Genomic DNA, 23,255 nt, shown 5'->3' with positions numbered 1-23,255 from the left:
TAGTTTATTAAGAATGATAGTCACGCAAGTGACCACACACGATTTCTTCAAGTGTTAATACAGATGCTCATTCTTTTTTATTGCTTGTATGTATTCAATGGCCTTTCTGTTACTAAATTTTACTTAATTTCATATCTTCAATCGCCCCATCGATTTGACTCTCCAAATCAGAAACGGCATCTGATAACGTATCAAAAATTAAATATATTTCCGATTTTTTTGAAATGTAAATTTCTAATGCTCTATGTGCAGTCTTCCCTTGTAAAGCTCTTATGCTATTTTCTAGTGTTTCTATTCGATTAGCTTTAATAAACTTCCAATTTTTTTTGTGATTAGTGTATTGCTGTCGATATTTCTCATTTCGTTCCTGACGATCTTCAATTTCTGAAAGAGCTTTTGATTTCATGCTGAAAAAAGAATATTCGAGCATATATTCGTTTAGCTCCCAGTTTTCCGATGACTTGTTGAAATTAGGATGTTCTTCTTTTAAGAAGCTTAAAAAGTCTTGGCTTTTATCAAGCTTTCCCATAAGATGTTCATAAATCAGGCTAGGTACCGTTTTATGGTTCTCTTCAAGAAAATTGAAATGTACAGCTAAAAAATTCTCCCATTCACTCTGACTATTTGAACTCATAAAACCCTCCTGTTTAGACTTTGATACATAAGGGTCAATTAAATCGCCACTCATAACCATTACATTTCTTGCTGATTTCCATGTTGGTTGTCGAGTAGATATGATTTTGAACAGAATTAGAAGCGCAATGTTAGTTAACAGATGATCCTCTTTTCCAACATGGTATAAATTGTTCCTGATTTCGTGGCAAAATTCTAATTGTTTTCTTTCCTCCTCATTTATGATATCTTCATTCTTACAAGCCTTTAATAAATCTGCATGCTGAAATTTGATTTTTTTCCTTAAACCATAGCTATATTTCTTGGGACTATTATACCATCCACTATCATACATGAATACATTTTCCATTAAAGCTGCTAACTGAATTTCCACAAAATTATCAAGTAGAATTACCGATAGGCGTTGGTGCCCGAAGTTGTTAGATAGTCCTAGTTTGGCAGCTTCTGCAAGCTGTGTTTTTAATTGAATTACTTTATCCATTGGTAAGTTGTTCAAGGAAAGATACAGCTTTTGAAGCGTTCCAAGGCAGTTTTTTTGTTACCTGTCAAATATGGAAAAGTTAGCACATTCTTGTATGATTAAATTTTATCCTGACCAGGAGAAAATATGTTTTTGGTATTTGACAGCCTAGCGCGATGAAACTGCTGGATTAGTTTTGTAGATTTATTGTTATGGAAGACAATATTAATTGGATCATTGACGAAAGCTACATCGATCGAGCACATTATTATAGGGGAAAGATAATCAGTCAATTCTGTTTTCTGGAAATGACCATGAGCATGATCATTACCGAATCATTTATCTCTGATCGGGAACTGGGCAACCAAATGTATCACACCCTGCTGGAAAGAATGACCTTTGAAAATAAACGGGCTAGTTTTCAAGTCATCATCTATGGACGGGCAGCAGAAAACAGGACAAAGTACAAACATATTTTCAAAGAGCTCTCCGAGCTTAACGACCTGAGAAACCAGTTCGCACATTATCCACTAATCCCCACGATTGCCGACTGGGACCAGGAAACTGGAATTGCACTGGCCAAGTTCCGTGACAAACCCAACGCAATCAGGTTTAAGGTAGATGAATTGGAATATATACTAGCAAGGATTAACAAAATAGACTATATGCTGAACCATGCCTTCAGAAATACTGAAACCTGAAAACAAATCCATCAAGATAAACCCTTGTAGATCTTACTATTAGCCCCTTAGAGAAAATGATTGGATATATATTGGGTTAAAGATTATCAACCCTCAAGTAGGCTTTTCACAGTTAAGAATACAGTTTTATAATCATCATTATCTTCAACTAGCTCTACATTCCCTAATCTAATATCATAACTTAGATGTGAGGCCACTCTACCTAAATATGGGTTCGTTTTGGTCTCAATAGAAAAGAATGCTAACTTTTCGGGTCTATCAAAACCATATCTAATAGCATTAGGCAAACATTCTAGAACTGCTAATTTTGAAATTAATGTTTCTGATTCATCAGCTAAATAGCTCACTATTTGCACAATTAGACTCGTAAAGTAAGATAATTGGCGAGGTGCAATGTTTGTAACCAGCTCCCTGGCCCTAGGGCACACTTTATCTCGGCCAATACCTGTACCACCAATATTATCATTGATTTCTTTAATGGTTTTTCCGTGAATCCAACTTTTAAGACCTAAAGAGAGTTGCTCCAAAGCTGCATCGTAATGGTCAAGACTTGATATTGTAATTCCACTGACTTTTTCGAGAGGTGATAATAATTTTCCAAAACAATATCGACCGGCTTCTGGGTTAGCTTTTAAATAAACAATAAGCCAATCGACCCAACCTTGTATGGTTTCTGGTAATTGTTGAAATTGACTTTTAATGGCATCATGCAGACTAATTATCACATTAGGGGAAACGCCAGACTGAATTGTAAGTCGCGAAAGCCAATCTGGAGTATTATCCAGTCGCGGGATCTGCAATATAGCAGCTTTAAATTCTGCAATTTTTTCATCGTAGTTATTGACCTCATTTCCTTTTTCCGCCATAAATCGACCGAATGATTTGTTCATAATTGTCTCAACAGCATCTGATTCCGGGGTATCTGATAGTAAGCGATGAAACATATAGACAACATCTTCACCAGGCTCAGCACCAGTTTGAATCTGATCTAATATCTTTTCCAAAGGGTCTGTTATAATGACACAACGTTCATCTTCAGGAATTATTGATTCTAGAATAGGTAAGGCTTCTTCGACAGGTTGATAATCGGTAAAAGTAAGCACCCTTCTAGGAATTAAGAACACAAGTCCATTGGCTAAAAATCCGGCTCTTCCTGCACGACCTGCCGCATTTAATAATTCATGTGCTTGTAAGTTATCCTGACTGTAACCATCTCCATCCTCATCCTGCATAGCTCTTTGATCGGCAGAAAGTATAGCAACCTGTGCAGGTAAATTCATACCCTGTGACAGTGTTGTTGTTGCAAAAATTACACTTGCGCCGTCAGCACGTTTATATAATGATTCAGCAAGTCGCCTTTCAAAGCCTACAAGCCGAGCGTTATGAGGAACAGCAGATTTCATGTTCTGTAGCATTGAAGCATCAAGATTGCCAAGTTCAGTTTCAATCGCCGATAAAAGTAATTGTTCGTGAGAGGTATAGTTTACTGTATCTGGTAGACTAGCTTGGATATCTAATGCAGAAGTGTACGTTGAAGGAGCTGTATTTATGAAGACAATTGTTTTGTAGCCAGACTTTACACTTGCAATAGCAAGTTTTTTTGCAATTTCTGTACCGTTAGAAGCTGGATAAATTTGTCTTCCATAGTTATCGACAAATTTTGGGTCAAGCTGGTATTCTTCCTCTGCTACCTTTCTTATACGTATATCCTCTGGTGCTCCATGATTCCAATTATGAACAAGCCCAAATAAGGCATGAGGTTTGACTTTAAGTAACCGACCTGGGGCAGCCCTTACACCCCCTGATTTCGCTCTTCCATTAGCAACCGCATCGTCATCCGCCGCTATTTGTGCATTTGTGGAAGCCTCAATCGCAGCATCTAGCTCTGCCTTGTCATAGATTAAAATTCCTCTTGATTGTCTACTAGGTTTCCAAACCATGTTAATCGGTATGCAGGGCTTAGTAGTAATGCTTGAAATCCATTTTGCAAAGTCATCTACATTTTTGACCATTGCTGATAGAAATAGAAAATCCGCATTGGGGGCATATTTTTGGAAAGTTAAGATCGTTAACATCGAGTCTATTGCACGCCTTAAGCTCCCCGAAGAAGGACTAAGCATATGGCATTCATCAAAAACCAGTAAGCCAACTTCAGAAAATGCACTTGGATTAAAATTTAGAAAGGCAAGACATTTCTCAGGTGTCATCACCTCTAAAGTAGTAAGCGCATCGTCCCCAGTAAAAAAGAAATCGCTTTCAAAAGGATCACTTTCGCCAAATATTTCTTCTGGTAAACCGTCACGCAGATCATTCTTAAGCTGTTCAACGAGAGCATTAGTTGGGGCTAAAAAAATAATTTTTTTACCAGTAGCTAAAACTCCTGCGATCTTAAATTCTGCCATAGTAGTTTTTCCAGCACCTGTAGGAAGGACAATCACTGCAGAATTTCCCTGCAAATGAAAATTTTGATCGATGGCAATACGATGATTTGGCCAAAGGATGGGCTTTGATTGAGCTCGATGTGCGAGCCATTGTGACCACTTTTCCTCATTCGCATTACCTGGAACTTCAATATTCATAATGGAAGCTGCTTCAAGAGTTGTGGCAGTTGAAATAAGTAATTTAGCAAGATGAGCGGGGCCAGGATATGTAGTTATAAAATCCGTTTCCATTACAGCACCTTGATGATTTAAAGTACATAATTGAATAACGGAGTTAAAAAACTGATTAGCAGTTTCGTATTGGAACACAACTGACACTGGAGGTGCTTTAGTTAATATTCTAGAAGCTAAAAATTCAACCCCCTGTAAAATTGTTTCATATAATTTATTGGTAGCTTGCACTTGCAAATTTCCGCCTTGAATATTATAAATACCACGTCTTGTCCCACGTTCAATTATGGATTCAAATCGTTCTTGTATTAGGTCACGAAGACTTTCACAAAGCATTTGCAATATAAGTGAATAGTTTTCATTTGGTATATTAAAACCATTGATTGCTTCTTTCGAATCTGGATATTGCTCGGCAATTAAGAAAAGTAATGCACTTGCGAGTCGACCGTTAATGTGATCTCTAGAAAGTGGTATTGTTTCGGCTACGGAATTTATCTCTGCACTTTTAGCTAATATTTGATATGCACTACCAGCCACAAAAGCTGAGGCCTTCCTTACTTGTTCGTCGCCAATTAATACAGTGATTGCTTCATAAGTATTAGCTATCTCAATTAATCTGAAAACAGGTTCTAAATTCTGTGCTTGATTATTACTTTTAAGTCTATTTACTACAATTTCTGTATAAACATCAGTAAGTATTCGAGGCAATTCATCTGGAGTAATTCCAGGAATCTCAGGCGCTAAGCGCAATAAGTTGGCAGATTGAGCGTCGAACATTCTAGAGCTTGCCTATAACTTTAATTGCAAATTGCTCAAACCAAGCCCTTATGTCTTCTGTAGCAAGAAACATTCCACCGATTCTGCGTTCTTTCGCAATACCTACAATTTGATTATATCGATCAAAAATCCCTGCCCTTCCCGGTACATTATCCATTGAAGGAGGGATTGGGAAACTCGCACGATACGCCCTCACCGTGGATGAAATTGATTTTGCTGCCATAGAAGGTCTTTGGGCTAGTGGTATTACTGTTTGCAAAATTGTACTTGCGCTTTCTAAAACTTTTCTACTATCCACATGAAAGCGCAATAATGCGGGTAAAGTTTCATATCTAAAAGTATGAGTAGGATCTTCTACACATTTATCTTCGAATATTATTGTAGAAAGAACCTCATCCATATCTGGGCTAAGAACAATCATCAACCCATCTAAACCTTGAGTGGTTGGTGAAATATGAGGATCTCGCATTATTGCATCTGGGAAGTGTTTTCTAGCAACAATCCAAGATATTGCTTCAAATAATATACCATCACGATGCCATAATGCAGTTCCTCTTATTTCTTTGCCATGTGCATCTTTTGGAACCGTTAAAGCGTCTATTGCTGACTGTTTAATTTGTTGCTCTTGAGCTGCTTCAAAAACAATTGAATCGGATACAATGCCAGCTAAAATATTTTGTGCATGGATAGCCTGTGCCTTTGTAACAAAAGCAACCAGATTGGCTAACTCGTTTTCATCATTGATTTCCCAACGATTTCCTACGCAATCATCTGAGACTTCAACTGTTGAACTTGATATTGGCATTTATCTACAAAGTTATCTCTAAAGATAATAGTATTTCCGCGTAAGAAAAATTTATTAAATCACCCTGTCATTTGAAAAACTTGCGCTATTATTACAACATAGTCCTTAGTGTTCGAAAAAATTACCATCCCCACAAAAAATTAAGTAATTAAAAAAGATGAAATACGATGTTTTTAGTCTTTTGATGGATTTTCTAATGCCTTTTTCTTTTCTAGAATTCGCTCTACAACCATTAGAAACCCATAAATGTGTTCAAGAAATCTCCCATCCTCAGTACAGAACAAATCGAACAAAAACCTTTCAGAAACGAAAGGTTTTTTTGTTTATCCCTATTCTTTTTGTGAAACTGAAAATTTAACCCATGGTCATGACGTGTACAGTCCGTTAATCAAAAGTGGAAAAATATTAAATCGGATAATCAACTGCTTCGACCACTAGCATAAGGCCAACTTGAAGATTGATTAAACGTAGGATAAACGTAGGATGAACGAAAGATGAACGTAGGATGGGTACTGTTTCACTATGCTAATGCTATAATTCAATTAACGCTCGGTAGCTTCTTCATTTACATTCAATCGAATTCCAGCAAATCATCCCTTTTTTTATGTCTGCTATTTTCATAAATTCGTTTCATAATGATCGCAGACCAATATTCTATTTCACAAATTTCCGAAATCTTAAAGGCAAAGGCAGTTTTAACTACTCCTGAAGCGGGTATTAGAAAGCTATTAACTGATAGCAGAACAGTAATAGACCCCGAAGGTTCTCTGTTTTTTGCGGTGAATGCGCAGAGAGATGGTCATCAATTTATCAAAGATGCTTACGAAAATGGGGTTCGCAATTTTGTAATTGTTGATTCCGCCTATACGGAAAAATTTAAAGATGCCAATTTTTTATTGGTAAATGATGTTTTACAAGCTTTACAGGCTTTAGCAACCTATAATAGAAAAGCAAACGATTTAAAAGTAATTGGTATAACAGGTAGTAACGGAAAAACCATTGTTAAAGAATGGCTATATCAATTATTGGCCTCAGATTTTAACATCATTCGTAGCCCAAAGAGCTTTAATTCTCAAATTGGTGTGCCTTTATCTGTGTGGCAAATTAATGCTGAACATAATCTGGCCATTTTTGAAGCTGGTATCTCGACTAAGAATGAAATGGAAATTTTGGCAGATATCATTTCGCCATCCATTGGTGTTTTAACTAATATTGGCGAGGCACACGCTGAGGGCTTCGAAAGCAAAGCTGAAAAATTAACAGAAAAATTAAAGCTTTTTAAAGATGTTGAGCTTTTTGTTTATGCACCAGAATATGTAAGTGATGTGGCTGAAGCAGATTTGCCAGGAAAACGGAAGTTTACTTGGAGCCTACATCTTCCAGCAGATTTAAAGGTTTCGTTTATAGAACCAATTGAAGGTAAAAACTATATCAGGGCTACTTATAAAGAAAAGGAAATAGAATGTTTAATTCCATTTAGTGATAAAGCATCAGTAGAAAATGGCATAATTTGCTGGGCTACATTGTTAGCAATGGGTTATACTCCAGAAGAGGCAGATTTACGTTTAGAGAAATTAACGCAAGTGAGTATGCGTTTAGAGTTAATCAATGGTATTGAAAACTGTTCAGTAATTGATGATTCTTACAGTGCAGATATTTCATCATTGGCTATCGCCTTAGATTTTTTAAACCTGCAAAACCAACACCCTAAAAAGACATTGATCTTATCAGACATTTACGAAACTGGTAAAACTAATGAAGTATTGTATGCAGAGATTTCAGCTTTGCTTGCACAGAAGAATTTAAACCGCTTAATTGGCATTGGTCCAAATATTTCAGCATTTGCTGGTTTAATTACGATTGAATCATCGTTTTACGCAAGCACACAAGATTTTATTGAAAAGTTGCCAGCCATTCATTTTGCTAATGAAACCATTTTGGTTAAAGGCGCAAGGCGATTTGAATTTGGCAGAATTAGTAAGTTACTTACACAAAAAATCCATGATACTGTTCTAGAAATCAACCTAAATGCTTTAGCTAGTAATCTGCAATTTTATCGTTCTAAATTAAACCAAGGTGTAAAGGTAATGGCAATGGTTAAGGCCTTTTCTTATGGAAGTGGGAGTTTCGAAATCGCCAATTTATTACAGTATCACAAGGTAGATTATTTGGCGGTAGCGTATGCTGATGAAGGCATCGCCCTTCGTAAAGCTGGAATAACTTTGCCAATTATGGTAATGAGTCCAGAGCCTTCTGCTTTTGAGGCAATGGTGAAAAATCATTTAGAGCCTGAGATATATAACGCCAATATTCTAAAGAGCTTCCTCAATTTCTTGCCAGCCCATGAAAAAGATTTTCCAATACATTTAAAGCTAGATACAGGAATGCATCGTTTGGGTTTTGAGGCAGTTGATTTACCTGATTTATTGGAAATTTTAAAGGACAATGAACAATTAAAAGTGGTCTCCATATTTTCTCACTTAGTGGCAAGTGCAGAAGCTGAACATGATGGTTTTACGCAACACCAGTTGGATGAGTTTGAAAGGTTATATGCCACTTTAGTTAGCACACTTGGTTATATGCCTATAAGACATATTTTAAACACTTCTGGCGTTATACGTTGGCCACAAGCACAATTGGATATGGTAAGAATTGGCATTGGCCTGTATGGCTTTGATGGGGCGTTAAATAACAATAAGGGTTTACAGACTGTGGCTATTCTTAAAACCACAGTTACGCAAGTTAAAAATTTAAATGCTGGGGAAACCGTTGGTTACAGTAGAAAAGGCATCATGCCAACGGGCGGAAGAATTGCCACTGTAAAAATTGGTTATGCCGATGGGTACAGTCGCAAATTTGGAAATGGTGTAGGTAAAATGCTGGTAAAGGGTAAACTGGTTCCTACGGTTGGGTCTATTTGTATGGATATGTGTATGTTAGATGTAACTGGTTTAAACGTAAAGACAGGCGATGAAGTTATCGTTTTTAATGACAAACATACAATTGTAGACTTGGCTGAGCAGATAGGAACTATTCCTTATGAAATATTAACCAACGTTTCTCAAAGAGTTAAAAGAGTTTATTTTTACGAATAGATAAGGGGTGAGTTGTAAAGTTGTTTGTTGGTGAGTCGAATGAATGTCAACTTCTTAACGGACTTTACAACTTAACGGCTCAACAATCTAAACAACTCAACTATTTTTACCTAATTTCGCACTATGAATAGGATAGGAAGAGCGCTTTTAAATTACCTGATTAAAGGATTATTGATTGTTGTGCCAATTGCCCTAAGCATTTTTATAGTGGTTTGGGCGGTAACAACTGTTGATAGTTGGTTAAACATTAATAATATTTTAGGTGTAAATCCACTTACTGGTACAAATAGAAATATACCTGGCTTAGGGTTAGCATTGGTGATTTTTATTATACTAACTGCTGGTATTTTTGTAACCAACTTTGTAACCGAGCCAATGTACAATTGGTTTCAACGTACAATGAATAGGTTACCACTCTTAAATTTTATTTTTTCTTCCATTAAAGATTTAACAGAAGCTTTTGTTGGCGATGAAAAGAAATTTAATCACCCTGTGTTGGTTGAGGCAGAAGGAGGAATGAAAAGAATTGGGTTTTTAACACAAAACGACTTAACTAAGCTTGATTTACCCGGAGATGCGATTGTATATTTCCCTTTCTCTTATTCATTTGCCGGACAAGTCTATGTAGTTAGCAAAGAAAAAATTAAGCCATTAAATATGAGTGCCGCCGATGCAATGAAATTAGTAGTTAGCGGTGGTGTTAGTCATTTCTAAAAAATACCCCGCGAAATCATTGGCAAGAAAATAATAATAAATATAATGAGCATAATCATCTTAGTGAAATGCTCCCTTGCATAAAATCCTATCAATAGCATTAGTTCATCATCATTGTTTGATACAACAGTTCCTGAAGATGTTGAAGAATCGTAGTTGATTTGCTTATCGTTAAAATTTGTAATTCTCCATTGAGAATGCCAAGTATTGGTAAATTCAAAGGCATATTTCTCTCCAGAATTTAGCGTTATGGTAGCTTTTGATTTCCAATCACTGTAGCTAATAAAACCAATTAATTCATTGTTCCCATCAAATATTTGGGTAGTGGTGCCATAAAGCCCATCATCTTTAAACCTATAATTTTTGCTTTGGCTAATGGCTTTGGCTTCACTTCTCCAAGTGTCAAAAAATAGCGTACACTTGATTTTCCCACTTTCAAAAATCTGATAATTGCTTTCAAATATTCCTTTATTCCAAGTTAGGTAGCGTTCCATGGCGTATGCTTTTATAAATTATAGACTATGATTGTTTTATTTCGTTACAAACAGGCAAAAAAATAGCCAACTAAAAGTTGGCTATAAAGTAAATTTAAAACAGATTTCTCGTCGCTGCGCTCGCTCGAAATGACGATTATGGTTTAGAAATTCGGTTTCAATACATATTTATCATAGAATCTAAAAATATGTTCTGCAGCTTCTTCGGCTGTATCAACCAATCTAAATAAATTTAAATCTTCTGCATGAATGTTGTGCTCTTTTTCTAACATAGTTGATTTAATCCAATCAACTAAACCACCCCAATATGCCTTACCAACCAAAACAATTGGGAAACGGGCAATCTTGCCAGTCTGAATTAATGTTATTGCTTCAAATAATTCATCCATTGTCCCCATCCCGCCAGGTAATACCACAAAGCCTTGTGAGTATTTCATGAACATTACTTTTCTAATAAAAAAGTAATCGAACTCTAGCAATTTATTATGGTCAATATATTTATTGTGGAACTGTTCAAATGGTAAATCGATATTTAAACCCACAGATTTACCGCCATTCATGTGCGCTCCTTTATTACCAGCTTCCATGATACCCGGTCCACCACCAGTAATTACACCATAACCTCTATCTGTTAATAAACGACCGCATTCTACTGCAATCTCATAATATGGATTAGTTTCTGCAGTACGAGCAGAACCAAAAATACTTACACAAGGGCCAATTTTAGCCAACTTCTCAAATCCATCTACAAACTCTGCCATGATTTTAAAAATCTGCCAGCTATCTGTTACTTTTATTTCTTGCCAATCTTTATTCGCAAAGGCACTTCTTATCTTTTCTTCACTTGTCATTTTCTATTATTTTATATCATAAGTTCGTTAGTGTCATTGGTTCATTGGGTGTAAAAGGCACCTAAACTAATGAGCAAATGAACTATTCTAAAACTTCGTTTGTTGATCTGTTTTTTTACTGATCAGTAATAAGCCAACAAATGTAATCAATCCATTTACCAAAATCAGTTCTACACTAAAAACATATCCACCAAGCAATTCTTTAGAATTTGTAGCAAATAGGTAGCATAAAATTGGAGCCACAATACAAACAATAGGAACTAATTTATCATGTAGGCCTCTATTTTTAACAAATAAACCAAATGAATACAAACCTAACAGTGGGCCATAAGTATATGATGCTATTGTGAAAATTAAACTTACAACAGAAGAACTATTTAAAGCATTAATAACCAATATGACTAAAAACATTAAAACAGAAAAACCAATATGCACCATATGCCTTTTTTTTACGGCATCTTTCTTTTCGAGGTTTTCTTTTTTGTTCATCCCTAAAAAGTCTACACAAAAAGATGTAGTTAATGCTGTTAGAGCGCTATCTGTAGTAGCAAAAGTAGCGGCAGTTAGCCCTAGCATAAATACAATTGCAGGTACTGTAGTTAAATGATTTAATGCAATTAATGGAAAAAGGATATCTGTTCTTGGTTTTCCAGTAACTTGATCTAAAGGAATTTCTATGCCATTTTTTGCTGCAAAAATATAAAGAAGAGCTCCAACACTTAAAAAGAATATATTCAATACCACAAATATTCCTGTAAAGGTGAACATATTTTTTTTTGCTTCACCAATGGTTTTCATGCTTAGATTTTTCTGCATTAGATCTTGATCCAACCCAGTCATGGCGATGGTTACAAAAATACCTCCAATAAACTGTTTACTCAGATGAAACTTACTTGATACAAAATCATCTAAAAAGAAAATTTTAGAATAACTGCTGTTTTTAATCGTTTCAAAAGCCTGCGGTATGTTTAAGTCTAAACTGCTGCAAACAAAATAAATGGTTAAGAATACAGATAATACCAAGAAAAATGTTTGCAAGGTATCTGTAATGATGATGGTTTTCAAGCCTCCCTTAAAAGTGTATGACCATATTAGTCCTAATGATATTAATACAGTTGCCCAAAATGGAATTCCATAACTATCAAATATAAAACGTTGTAGTACCAATACCACAAGGTATAATCTTGCTGCCGAACCCAACGTGCGGCTCAATAAAAATATAGATGCTGCGGTTTTATAACTGTAATGACCAAGTCGTTGTTCAATGTAACTATAAATGGACGTTAAATTCATCCTATAATACAAGGGCAAAAGCACGGTAGCTATAATGATAAATCCAACAGCATTTCCTAAAACAAACTGAAAATACTGAAACTGATTACCACCGGGAGCTCCCACTTCTCCAGGTACGGAAATAAAGGTTACGCCAGAAAGTGCTGTTCCAATCATCCCAAAAGCAACTAAATACCATTTAGAATTTTTGTTTGCCAAGAAAAAAGTAGAATTATCTGATGATTTTTTTGATGTCGCAAAAGCGATGATAATTAAGAGAGTAAAATACCCAATTAAGAAACACAATAGTATGGTTGGACTCATATTTAATATTTAGTTTTTAAATGTAAGAATTTACAATTTTAATCTCATATACAACGAAGATAATTATTCTTGGCAATAGCCCAATGTCAACCATCTTAGAAATCTAAGAACATCTCAGTAACACAAAAAAATACTTTTTTACGAATAGCTAAGATTATCTTAAATGGTTAAAAATAACATCATTCAGTTTTTGTAATATTTTATATCTTGCCTATCAATCCACATCATTTTAATTAAATTTGTAGAATGAACTTTTCTTCTCAACTGCTTGAAGACGCAGTAAACGAATTTTCTAAATTACCTGGTGTAGGGCAAAAAACAGCTTTGCGTTTGGTTTTACATTTGTTAAATAAAGAACAAGAAGAGGTTTCTCATTTTGGCAATACCTTAATTAGACTTAAAGCGGAAATTAAACATTGCAATGTTTGCCATAATATTTCCGATCATCATACCTGTAGTATTTGTACCGCTGCAAAAAGAGAAAAAGAAATTATTTGCGTGGTTGAAGATACACGTGATGTAATGGCCATTGAAAATACCAATCAGTTTTTTGGAGTATACCACGTTTTAGGCGGATTAATCTCTCCTATGGATGGGGTAGGTCCATCTGATTTATATATCGATAGCTTGGTGCAAAGAGTAGCCACAACACCTGTAAAGGAAATTATATTGGCTTTAAGTGCTAATATGGAAGGAGATACTACCTTGTTTTATCTTCACAAAAGGCTCAAAGATTTTCAAATTCCGATTACAACCATTGCTAGGGGTATCGCCTTTGGCGGAGAATTAGAGTATGCGGATGAAATCACACTTGGCCGATCAATTATTACCAGAGTGCCTTATGAAGGTTCTTTCCTTAAATAATTAACAATGAGAAAAATAACTGCTTTTATCCTTTTTGTTCTAATTGCAACAACTGGTTTTGCACAAGTTAAAATCCATTCGCATAACGATTATGTGCAAAAACAGCAATTTAGTTTAGCTTACAACAATAAGGTGTATCAGATAGAAGCAGATATTTTTGAGGTTAATGGCGAGTTAATCGTTGCGCATAGTAAGAAAGAAATAGAGGTTAAACAAACTTTAGAAAAACTATACTTAAATAAGATAGATTCATTGTTTAAGTTAAATAATGGAAAAGTAAGCGCAGATAAAAAATACACTTTTACCTTGATGATAGATTTTAAGACAAGTTGGGATTTAACCTTTCCTGCTTTGCAAAAACATTTAGAAACGTTTGGCGAAATTTTAGACAGGAGCAAGAACAAGAATGCAGTTCAAGTTGTAATTAGCGGTAACAGACCTGCAGATTCATTGTATCACACTTTTCCAGGTTGGGTATATTTTGATGGTTTACCAAACATCAGCTATGCTAAAGCAGATTTAAAAAGAGTAACCATGATTAGCGATAATTTTGCTTCTTATTCTAAATGGAGAGGTGTTGGCGAGATTCCAGAAGCTGATAAGATAAAACTACTAGCTGCTGTTAAGCAAGCTAATAAATTACATAGACCGTTCCGATTTTGGGGTGCTCCAGATACTCAAGATTGTTGGCGACAATTAAACGAAATGGGTGTGGTAATTATAAACACAGATAAAATAGTGGAGTGTAAAACTTACTTCGAACATAAATAATGGATTTTAAGAATAAAGTTGTCGTAATTACTGGTGCATCTTCTGGTATTGGTAAGGCATTGGCCGAAGAACTAGCAAAACGTGGTGCTAATGTTGTTTTAGGCGCTCGCCAATATGTAACGCTTTGCGAAATCACAGCAGAGTTGGAAGCAAAATATGCTGTAAAGGCATTAGCTGTACAATGTGATGTAAGTATAGAAAGTGATTGTGAAATGCTAGTTAAACAAACGTTAATCACCTTTGGTAAAATTGATGTTTTAATAAACAACGCCGGACTTTCTATGCGTGCTTTATTTAACGATGTAGATTTATCGGTTTTGAAAAACCTGATGGATGTTAATTTTTGGGGAACAGTTTACTGTACAAAATATGCTTTACCAGAAATTTTAAAAACCAAAGGTAGTGTGGTTGCCATATCTTCAATTGCAGGTTATAGGGGTTTGCCCGGAAGAACTGGTTATTCTTCTTCCAAATTTGCGATGAATGGTTTCATGGAATCTTTACGTACTGAGTTATTAAAAACGGGTGTCCACGTGATGGTGGCTTGCCCAGGATTTACCACTTCTAACATCCGTGTTGCCGCATTGGCGAAAGATGGCTCGGCTCATGGAGAAACAAGTATGGAAGAAGGTAAAATGATGACATCGGAAGCTGTTGCAGCTATTATTAGCGATGGAATTGCAGAAAGAAAGCGCACCTTGATCATGACAGGACAAGGCAAGTTAGCGGTTTGGGTTAATAAATTATTTCCAGCATTCGCTGATAAAAAAGTGTTCGACTTGTTTGCAAAAGAGAAAAATCCGTTGATTAAATAGAATATGGAAAATGTAAGAAGTAAAATGGAAAATGGACAGCTGTTTTCTTATCTCACATCTCATGTCTCACATCTCAAAACTATAGTAATGCTCTTCGCTTTCCTTAGTCAGGTTTTTACTGGCTCAGCTCAAATTCGTGTTGAGAAAAACATCAACTATGCAGGTAATACTTATCAAGCAAACACATTAAATATTTACCATAAAAAAGACAGCATTCAAAATAGAGATGTAATTATTTTTGTACACGGGGGCTCATGGAGTAGTGGTAAAAAGGAAACTTATTGGTGGCTTGGTAGAAATTTGGCTAAAAATAATGTGGTAAGTGTCATCATCAATTATCCATTAGCTCCAAGTGTTACCTATAAAGAAATGGCTGCGGCTACAGCACAGGCTGTTAAATGGGTAAAGGATAGCATTGCAGCTTATGGTGGTAATGCTGATCGTATTTTTATAATGGGGCATTCAGCGGGCGCACATTTAGCTGAGTTAATTAATTCTGATCCTCAATTTTTTCAAAATGCAGGGATAGCAAATCCACTAAAAGGAGTGATTTTGAATGATCCCTTTGGTTTAGATATGGAAGAATATTTAACTAAGGCAGCAAAAGACCATTACTATACAGATTTCCTAAGAACGTTTAGCAACGAATCAAAAAATTGGCAAGCAGGGTCACCACTGTTTTATGTAAAAAATATTAAAAATCCACACCTTATTTTCTACGGCACAAAGACTTATGAAGCTATACAAATCCAATCTGAACGGATTTGTAAAATATTACAAGAGCAACAAACTCCAGTTAAACTAATAAAAATAGACGGCAAAAAGCACGTTCCAATGATTAGCCAAATGATTTGGGGAAATAATAATCTATACAAAAGTATTCTTGATTTTTTAAAAGAAACCAGATAGACTTATAGAAGTTCAACTAGTTTGATCGAGCCATCCGAATTTAAAACAAACTTGCCGTTAATTAATTTTGAATTTGATTGCAATGCGTTTGCAAATTCATTACATAGATTACCACAATCGATGTCAGCTTCGTCTAATAGTGTATAACCTGAAACTGCATCGCCCTTAACGTAATTAATTAAGTCGTTTTTTAACATCAAATTAAACGTTATACTTTCATCTACCTTAGTTTTAGAAAGAATTTGTTTCAGCTGATAAGCTTTAGAGCTACCATCTGCTGGCGGATTAAGAATCTCTGTCTCTACAACTAGAAGATCGTAAACGTAGCCTATTTCATAATCGAAGCCAACTATTTGATCGTAAAATGCAGACCAGTTAGCACTTCCAATCTCATCTCCTTGCTGGGCAGATAGTGTTATTACAGGCCCGTAAGGAGCAACTGCTGTTTGTTTAAACTGGTTTATTCTTATTTTAATTTGATTTTCTGTTTTTTCACAAGATGAAATAAAAATAGTTGAGATAGCTAAAATTGCTAGAAAAACTAAGTTTCTAGCTTGAGAGATGGTTTTTTTCATAAAAAATAGGATCGAGCGTTGTTAAGTTCAAATATAAAAATTAAACTATTAGTTACAACTAAGTGTTTAGTAATTTTTTATTTGCAAAGCTCGTTTTGAATGTGTTAGTGGTTTAAAAAATGTATATAAGCAGAAACCCTTGCCAAATCAATGGCAAGGGTTGTGCTAAACATTGGTAGATGTTTATATAAAGTTCTTACTATCATCCGATAAATAACACTTCATCCTATTGAATTACGTGAATAATTCAAGCACAGAACAGAGAATTGAAGCCTTTGTTTGACGTATTCCTAAAAGAGTTTCGATTCTAGAATTAAGCTAAAACAGTATTACTAAGTTTCGATAAATCTAGTGTGGTTATGCCTTCCTCATCTTGAGACAAGATAGGCGAAAAGCGATGTTTAAAGAGAATATGCTCATCTAAATAAGACGCCCTGCTATGTACCGTTTGAGAAAAAATGTCATCAAATGCGTTTAGAAGTATTAAAACTTCAGTTTCTCCCTCCATCATCTCTTCTTTTGTCATTCCAAACAGTGGGCTTTTTTCATCTATCGGATGAACAACAGTCCAACTCAATGATAGCAATCCTATTTTATTTCTTTCTAGATTCAAAGGAAAAAATCGTCTCGTTCTTTTGCCATCAACCACTTGGTTTATTGTAAAAACCATTTGAACTTCGATCTCAATTAATTGATTATTTCGCCCGTTGGCTAGCCTAAACATTAAGCCCGTAATGTCTTTATAAGGCGCTACCACCATATTGTTGCTGTATAGAATTTTTGCATTCGGTCTAGAAAACCTACCATACAATAAACCCGTTGCTAAGGCGAAGGCTAACAGACCTAACATTGATTCGAAAGCGGCAACACAACTCGTTAAAAATCCAACCGGACTAATGTGCCCGTAACCAACAGTAGAAATAGTTTGCGCAGAGAAGAAGAAGGCATCAAAAAAATGGTCACGAGTAGTAATTCCAGGTGCTCCATGTAAATTCTCAATTCCAATTATTACATAAACTGTAGCGAAAAGAATGTTAATTGCAAGATAGGCCGTCAAAATGATAAACATAAACTTTCGCCACGACATAGAAATTAGCCAGTTATAAGTGTCGTTAGAACTAAATATTGGGAGCCCGATTCTTTTAACATTCGAAGTTCCATCGGCATTCATCATCCTTTGATCTTTGCCCATTGGTCGTTTCCCAAAGCCTAAATCGTCTTCTTCGTGGTGTTTTCTTTTAATAAAAGCCATATTTCTAAATTATTTTGAGAAAGATTTTGCAAAATAAGCCTATTAATAGGCTCGCCTAAATGTTACCCAATAATAGTTAATAATAAATATTTTGAAAGTATTTTAGCTAACCTAAATCCCATAAAATGAAGAAAATTTTTACGCTATTTTTATGCTCCCTATTTGCAATCACCGCAAATGCAGAAACCAAACCTCAATGGATGCGTTACCCATCAATTTCACCAGATGGAAGTGCCATTATATTTACTTTTAAAGGTGATTTATATAAAATTTCTAGTGCTGGCGGAACAGCTCAACAAATTACATTTCATGATGCCCATGATTTTATGCCAGTATGGAGTAAAGATGGGAAACAGATTGCGTTTGCGTCAAATCGTTATGGCAACTTCGATATTTTTATCATGAATGCTAATGGTGGTTCTGCAAAAAGATTAACTTATCACTCTGCTGATGAATTTCCGTATAGTTTTACTTTCGACAATAAAGCTGTAGTTTTTGGTGGCGTTAGACAGGATGAAGCAATCCATCGTCAATTTCCCACTGGCTCACAACCTGAACTTTATAGCGTGGCCACCGAAGGAAGTAGGATAAATCAAATATTCACTATTCCTGCAGAATATGTTCAATCTTCAAGTGATGGGGCAAAAATGATTTACCATGATAAAAAAGGTGGCGAAAATGAGTGGCGTAAACACCATAAATCTTCAGTGGCTAGAGCAGTTTGGTTGTATGATAAAAAGACAAATAAACATCAACAAATCAGTAGTTTTTATGGAGAAAATAGAAATCCAGTATTTGCTGACCAAGAAAAAAGCATTTATTATTTAAGTGAGCAAAGTGGAAACTTTAATATCCATAAAATGCCTTTATCAGCTAATGCTAAAAATCAGCAAATAACCAATTTTAAAACTTTCCCTGTTAGGTTTTTAAGTTCTTCTAATGATGGCTTGTTAAGTTTTGGTTATGATGGAGAGATTTTTACCTTAAAACCAGGGCAACAACCTAAAAAAGTGGAAGTAGCGATTACCACTCAAGATAAAAACAATAATGAAAGCTTCATTGCCATAAATGGAGGGGTAAGGGAGATGGCGGTTTCTCCAGATGGAAAAGAAGTTGCTTTTATAGCTAGGGGCGAAGTTTTTGTAACATCTGCTGATGGCAAAATGACTAAAAGAGTAACTAATACTTCAGAGCAAGAAAGATTTGTTGATTTTGCGCCAGATGGCAAATCAATTATTTATTCTAGTGAAAGAAATGGCAAATGGCGTATTTATGAAGTGAAAAAAGCTCGGAAAGAAGAACCTTATTTTTTCGCTTCAACAGTGTTGGAAGAAAAACCTTTGGTAAGTAATGATAAGGATAATTACATGCCGAGTATATCGCCAGATGGCAAAAGAATAGCTTACATAGAAGATAGAAGAGCTTTAAGGGTTATGGAAATCGGCACCAAGCAAGCAGTTACGCTATTGTCTCCAGATGAATTATTCTATATGCAAGATGGCGACCAGTATTTCACTTGGAGTCCAGATAGTCAATGGCTTTTAGCAACTTATCGTCCGACTATGTCCAACGGAGAAGTAGTTTTATTGGATGCTAAAGGCAAATTGCCAATGAGAAATTTAACCAAAAGTGGTTTTGGAGATGGCAATGCAAAATGGGTAAACGGTGGTAAACAAATGTTGTGGTTTAGTAATAGAGATGGAATGAAATCTCAGGCGAATTCAGGCTCTTCACAACGTGATGTTTATGGAATGTTTTTCACTAAAGATGCTTGGGATCGTTTTAACCTAGATAAGGAAGATTTTGCCTTGTTAAAAGAAATGGAGACAACGCAAAAGAAAGCTAAAGATGAAGCTGATAAAAAAGCTGAAAAAGAAAAAGGAACTAAACCTGTTAAGCCAGATTCTACCATTAAATTTGATTGGGATGGAATGGAAATGAGAAAAGCTAGGTTAACAATTCATTCTTCTTCATTAAGCGATGCTGTAATTACAAAAGATGGTGAAAAACTTTTCTATTTGGCGAGTTTCGAAAAAGGCACTAACCTTTGGAGTACGAACCTTCGTACAAAAGAAACAAAAATGGAAATTGCTTTAGATGGAATGGGGGGAAGTTTAATGTGGGATAAAGCGCAAAAGAATTTGTATTTGTTAAGTGGTGGTCGAGTTTCTAAAATCAATACTGAAAATAATAAGAGAGAACCAATTACTATTGAGGGTGAAGTGCAAGTTAATGCTGAAGCAGAACGTGAGTATATGTTTGAACACGTTTGGCTAAGAAATAAAGGGATGTTTTACACTGCAGATATGCATGGTGCGGATTGGAATGCCTTAAAGCCAGCCTACAAAAAATATCTTCCATCTATTGGCAATAGCTACGAATTTGCAGAAATGTTGTCTGAGCTATTAGGTGAGCTTAATGTATCTCACTCCGGTGCAAGATATGGAAGCAGTGCTCCAGGCGATGATGCTACAGCTTCTCTAGGTGTTTTATTAAATTATTCACACAAAGGAGATGGAATATTAATTGATGAAATTTTAGCTGGCGGGCCATTAGATAGGGCTGCGAATACAGTTGCTAAAAAAGGAATGATCATCGAAAAAATAGATGGTCAGCTAATAGAATCTAATCAAGATATTGCTAAATACTTGAATAGAAAAGCGGGTCAACTTACTTTATTGGAAATATTAAATCCTAAAAACGGAGAAAGACAGCAATTAACAATGAAGCCAATTCCATTAGCACTAGAAAATCAATTGCTTTACAGAAGATGGGTTAAAACTAATCAGGCCGAGGTAGATAGTTTAAGTAAAGGTCAGCTAGGTTATGTTCACATTCCCGGAATGAGTGATGGCCCTTATCGTAACGTATACGAAGAAATGATGGGTAAATATGCCGACAAAAAAGCGGTTATTGTAGATACTCGATTTAATGGTGGAGGCGATTTAGTGTCAGATTTGGCGATGTTCTTCACTGGTCAGAAGTTTTTAGATTACGCTACGGATAAACGTTCGGTTGGTGGTGAGCCAACTTTTAGGTGGACTAAACCAACCTTAGCAATGTTTAATGAGGCAAATTATAGCGACGGACATTGTTTCTCTTGTGGTTATAAAGATTTAAAAATCGGAAAAACAGTTGGTATGCCAGTGCCAGGCACTTGTAGTTTTGCAGGTTGGGAAACATTAATTGATGGTACAAGATGGGGATCTATTCCTATTAGTGCCAAAAATAAAGCTGGAGAATGGTTAGAAAACAATGAAACCAAACCAGACATACAGGTTAAAAATATGCCAGGAATGATTGATCAAGGCAAAGATGAGCAGTTATTGGCAGCTATTAAAGAGTTGCTAACAGAGGTAAAACCTAAATAATTCAAAAACTTTTTGCATTTAAACAAAAACTATTACATATTTGCCAACAGAATGATACAGATAAACACAAATAAAAATTGGTGGTGGCATAACGCAACAGCGTGATGTGATCCTTATTTATACGTTTATTTTTTTATAAAAATATTTTGAAGGGTTGCTTGTAAAAGGCAACCTTTTTTGTTTTAAACCCATGAAGAAAATACTAAACCACCTTTTCGAAAATAAAACCTTTAGCAAAGAAGAAGCACAAAGAATTCTAACTTCAATTGCGTTAGGAGAATTTAACAGCTCGCAAATTGCTGCTTTTATTACTGCTTATGGAATGAGAAACATTACGGTTGATGAATTGCAAGGCTTCCGTGATGCGATGTTAGATTTATGCTTAAAAATTAACCTTTCAGAATTCGAATTGGTAGACCTTTGTGGTACTGGTGGCGATGGAAAAGACACTTTTAATATCTCAACATTGGCTTCGTTTGTGGTTGCCGGTGCAGGTCATAAAGTAGCTAAACACGGTAACTATGGTGTCTCTTCTGGTTGTGGTTCATCAAATGTGATGGAGTATTTAGGTTACACTTTTACCAACGATGAAGACAAATTAAAACGTAGCCTAGACAAAGCAGGTATTTGCTTTTTACATGCGCCACTATTTAATCCGGCAATGAAAACCGTAGCGCCAATACGCAAAGAATTGGGTGTAAAAACATTCTTCAATATGCTCGGACCAATGGTAAATCCGGCGCAGCCAAAAAACCAAATTGTTGGTGTGTTTAGCTTAGAGTTAGCTCGTTTGTACGCGTATTTATATCAACAGACAGATAAGAATTATACCATTATTCACGCAGTGGATGGGTTTGATGAAGTGTCGTTAACCTGTGACTTTAAAACTTTCAGTAAAAAGGGGGAGGCTTTAAATAAGGTTTCAGATTTAGGTTTTCAAGAAATCAGCGAAAAGGATATTCAAGGTGGTGATACGGTAGAATCATCAGCAGAAATTTTTACGAATATTTTAAACGGGAAAGGAACTGATGCGCAAATGAATGTAGTGTTAAGTAATGCAGCATTAGCCATCCAAACTATTAAACAAGATGTAGCTTTTGCCGATTGTTATTACGAAGCAGAAGAATCTTTAATGAATAAAAAAGCTTTAGAGAGTTTTAAAAAATTGATAATCGTTTAACGAATAAACCATATAAGGCATTTAAGATAATATAAGCCATTGCACTAAACTTAAATGAACTTACCTGCCTATCGCAGGAAGGTATTCCTTAAATGATTCAAACATAAAAGATGAAATTGAAACTAAAAGTATGTGGAATGAGGCAAGCGAGTAACATCGCTGCGGTAGCAGAATTACAACCTGACTATTTGGGTTTTATATTCTACCAAAAATCACCGCGTTTTATTAGTGGGGTTTCAGCAGAGCTGATTAAATATGTGCCATCAACCATTAAAACTACAGGCGTTTTTGTTAACGAAGATTTAGAAAGAGTTAAGGCATATATTTTCAAATACAATTTAAAAGCAGTGCAATTACACGGACAGGAAGATGTTGTCTATTGTGAGGCGTTAAAACCCACAGGGGTTGAAATAATAAAAGCATTTGGAATAGATGAAAACTTTGATTTTTCTAAATTAGAGGCTTATTTAAATGTGGTTGATTATTTCTTGTTTGATACTCAAACACCTGATCATGGAGGTTCAGGTAAAATATTCGATTGGAAATTATTAACAAATTATACTTTCAATAAACCTTATTTTTTAAGTGGTGGAATTGATTTAACACATACAACAACAATAAAAAATATAAACGACCCAAGACTATACGCCGTAGATGTAAATAGCAAGTTTGAGCTAGAACCAGGATTAAAGGATGTAGAAAAGTTAAGAGAGTTTTTTAAAGAGATGAATTCTTGAACGCGATTGTCCCCCTGGATGGGGTTGGTGGAGGAAAAAATAA

At 35.4% G+C, this 23,255-nt stretch carries 18 protein-coding genes; 10 read left to right on the top strand and 8 right to left on the bottom strand.

Annotation, left to right across the window (positions count from 1 at the left end):
• Positions 1-112: 112 nt before the first annotated feature.
• Positions 113-1,114 (bottom strand): hypothetical protein, encoded by a 1,002-nt coding sequence (locus EZ428_RS09205; RefSeq protein ID WP_131552857.1) that lies wholly within the window; start codon positions 1,112-1,114, stop codon positions 113-115.
• Positions 1,115-1,305: 191 nt separating this feature from the next.
• On the opposite strand from EZ428_RS09205, the gene EZ428_RS09200 reads away from it, so the two are divergent.
• On the top strand, positions 1,306-1,794 hold the full coding sequence (locus EZ428_RS09200) for a hypothetical protein (RefSeq protein ID WP_131552856.1): 489 nt from the start codon (positions 1,306-1,308) through the stop codon (positions 1,792-1,794).
• An 86-nt stretch (positions 1,795-1,880) separates the two neighbouring features.
• On the opposite strand, the gene EZ428_RS09195 is transcribed toward EZ428_RS09200, so the two are convergent.
• Complete coding sequence (locus EZ428_RS09195) at positions 1,881-5,183, bottom strand: DEAD/DEAH box helicase (RefSeq protein ID WP_131552855.1); 3,303 nt, start codon at positions 5,181-5,183, stop codon at positions 1,881-1,883.
• 1 nt (position 5,184) lies between these two features.
• Positions 5,185-5,988 carry a hypothetical protein gene (locus EZ428_RS09190; protein WP_131552854.1) on the bottom strand — a complete coding sequence of 268 codons (804 nt, stop codon included), beginning with the start codon at positions 5,986-5,988 and terminating at the stop codon, positions 5,185-5,187.
• A gap of 635 nt (positions 5,989-6,623) precedes the next feature.
• Between EZ428_RS09190 and EZ428_RS09185 the strand changes: the two genes are divergently transcribed.
• Positions 6,624-9,083 carry a bifunctional UDP-N-acetylmuramoyl-tripeptide:D-alanyl-D-alanine ligase/alanine racemase gene (locus tag EZ428_RS09185; protein WP_131552853.1) on the top strand — a complete coding sequence of 820 codons (2,460 nt, stop codon included), beginning with the start codon at positions 6,624-6,626 and terminating at the stop codon, positions 9,081-9,083.
• 123 nt (positions 9,084-9,206) lie between these two features.
• Entirely contained in the window at positions 9,207-9,797 is a 591-nt protein-coding gene (locus EZ428_RS09180; RefSeq protein WP_131552852.1) for a DUF502 domain-containing protein, read from the top strand.
• Here the strand turns inward: EZ428_RS09180 and EZ428_RS09175 are convergent.
• The 3 genes from EZ428_RS09175 to EZ428_RS09165 form a co-directional block, all read right to left on the bottom strand.
• Positions 9,794-10,291 (bottom strand): hypothetical protein, encoded by a 498-nt coding sequence (locus EZ428_RS09175; RefSeq protein ID WP_131552851.1) that lies wholly within the window; start codon positions 10,289-10,291, stop codon positions 9,794-9,796. The two genes, EZ428_RS09180 and EZ428_RS09175, sit on opposite strands and share 4 nt — an antisense overlap.
• A 143-nt stretch (positions 10,292-10,434) precedes the next feature.
• Complete coding sequence (locus EZ428_RS09170; protein ID WP_131552850.1) at positions 10,435-11,142, bottom strand: LOG family protein; 708 nt, start codon at positions 11,140-11,142, stop codon at positions 10,435-10,437.
• Positions 11,143-11,229: 87 nt separating this feature from the next.
• A complete protein-coding gene (locus EZ428_RS09165) occupies positions 11,230-12,738 on the bottom strand; it encodes a sodium:solute symporter (RefSeq protein WP_131552849.1) in 1,509 nt (502 codons plus the stop codon).
• Between the two features lie 246 nt (positions 12,739-12,984).
• Between EZ428_RS09165 and recR the strand changes: the two genes are divergently transcribed.
• Genes recR through EZ428_RS09145 form a run of 4 tightly spaced genes read left to right on the top strand, consistent with a single transcriptional unit; the run spans position 12,985 to position 16,097 of the window.
• A complete protein-coding gene (gene recR / locus EZ428_RS09160; RefSeq protein ID WP_131552848.1) occupies positions 12,985-13,602 on the top strand; it encodes a recombination mediator RecR in 618 nt (205 codons plus the stop codon).
• Positions 13,603-13,608: 6 nt separating this feature from the next.
• Entirely contained in the window at positions 13,609-14,373 is a 765-nt protein-coding gene (locus tag EZ428_RS09155; protein ID WP_131552847.1) for a PI-PLC domain-containing protein, read from the top strand.
• A complete protein-coding gene (locus EZ428_RS09150) occupies positions 14,373-15,188 on the top strand; it encodes an SDR family oxidoreductase (protein ID WP_131552846.1) in 816 nt (271 codons plus the stop codon). Before EZ428_RS09155 ends, EZ428_RS09150 begins: the two co-directional genes overlap by 1 nt.
• 3 nt (positions 15,189-15,191) lie before the next feature.
• On the top strand, positions 15,192-16,097 hold the full coding sequence (locus EZ428_RS09145) for an alpha/beta hydrolase (RefSeq protein ID WP_225871027.1): 906 nt from the start codon (positions 15,192-15,194) through the stop codon (positions 16,095-16,097).
• A gap of 2 nt (positions 16,098-16,099) precedes the next feature.
• On the opposite strand, the gene EZ428_RS09140 is transcribed toward EZ428_RS09145, so the two are convergent.
• Positions 16,100-16,672 (bottom strand): DUF4377 domain-containing protein, encoded by a 573-nt coding sequence (locus EZ428_RS09140; protein ID WP_131552845.1) that lies wholly within the window; start codon positions 16,670-16,672, stop codon positions 16,100-16,102.
• A gap of 313 nt (positions 16,673-16,985) precedes the next feature.
• Complete coding sequence (locus EZ428_RS09135) at positions 16,986-17,924, bottom strand: ion channel (RefSeq protein ID WP_131552844.1); 939 nt, start codon at positions 17,922-17,924, stop codon at positions 16,986-16,988.
• A 125-nt stretch (positions 17,925-18,049) separates the two neighbouring features.
• Between EZ428_RS09135 and EZ428_RS09130 the strand changes: the two genes are divergently transcribed.
• The 3 genes from EZ428_RS09130 to EZ428_RS09120 all read left to right on the top strand — a co-directional run bounded on the left by EZ428_RS09130 (position 18,050) and on the right by EZ428_RS09120 (position 23,212).
• On the top strand, positions 18,050-21,295 hold the full coding sequence (locus EZ428_RS09130; protein ID WP_131552843.1) for a S41 family peptidase: 3,246 nt from the start codon (positions 18,050-18,052) through the stop codon (positions 21,293-21,295).
• 190 nt (positions 21,296-21,485) lie between these two features.
• Complete coding sequence (gene trpD / locus EZ428_RS09125; RefSeq protein WP_131552842.1) at positions 21,486-22,475, top strand: anthranilate phosphoribosyltransferase; 990 nt, start codon at positions 21,486-21,488, stop codon at positions 22,473-22,475.
• A gap of 110 nt (positions 22,476-22,585) precedes the next feature.
• Positions 22,586-23,212: a phosphoribosylanthranilate isomerase gene (locus tag EZ428_RS09120; RefSeq protein WP_131552841.1), complete on the top strand. Its 627-nt coding sequence runs from the start codon at positions 22,586-22,588 to the stop codon at positions 23,210-23,212.
• Positions 23,213-23,255: the final 43 nt, after the last annotated feature.

The organism is Pedobacter frigiditerrae (genome assembly GCF_004331645.1).
Taxonomy (GTDB): domain Bacteria; phylum Bacteroidota; class Bacteroidia; order Sphingobacteriales; family Sphingobacteriaceae; genus Pedobacter; species Pedobacter frigiditerrae.
The sequence above is the reverse complement of the archived record's forward strand: the minus strand, read 5'-3'. Positions and strand labels throughout refer to the sequence as shown.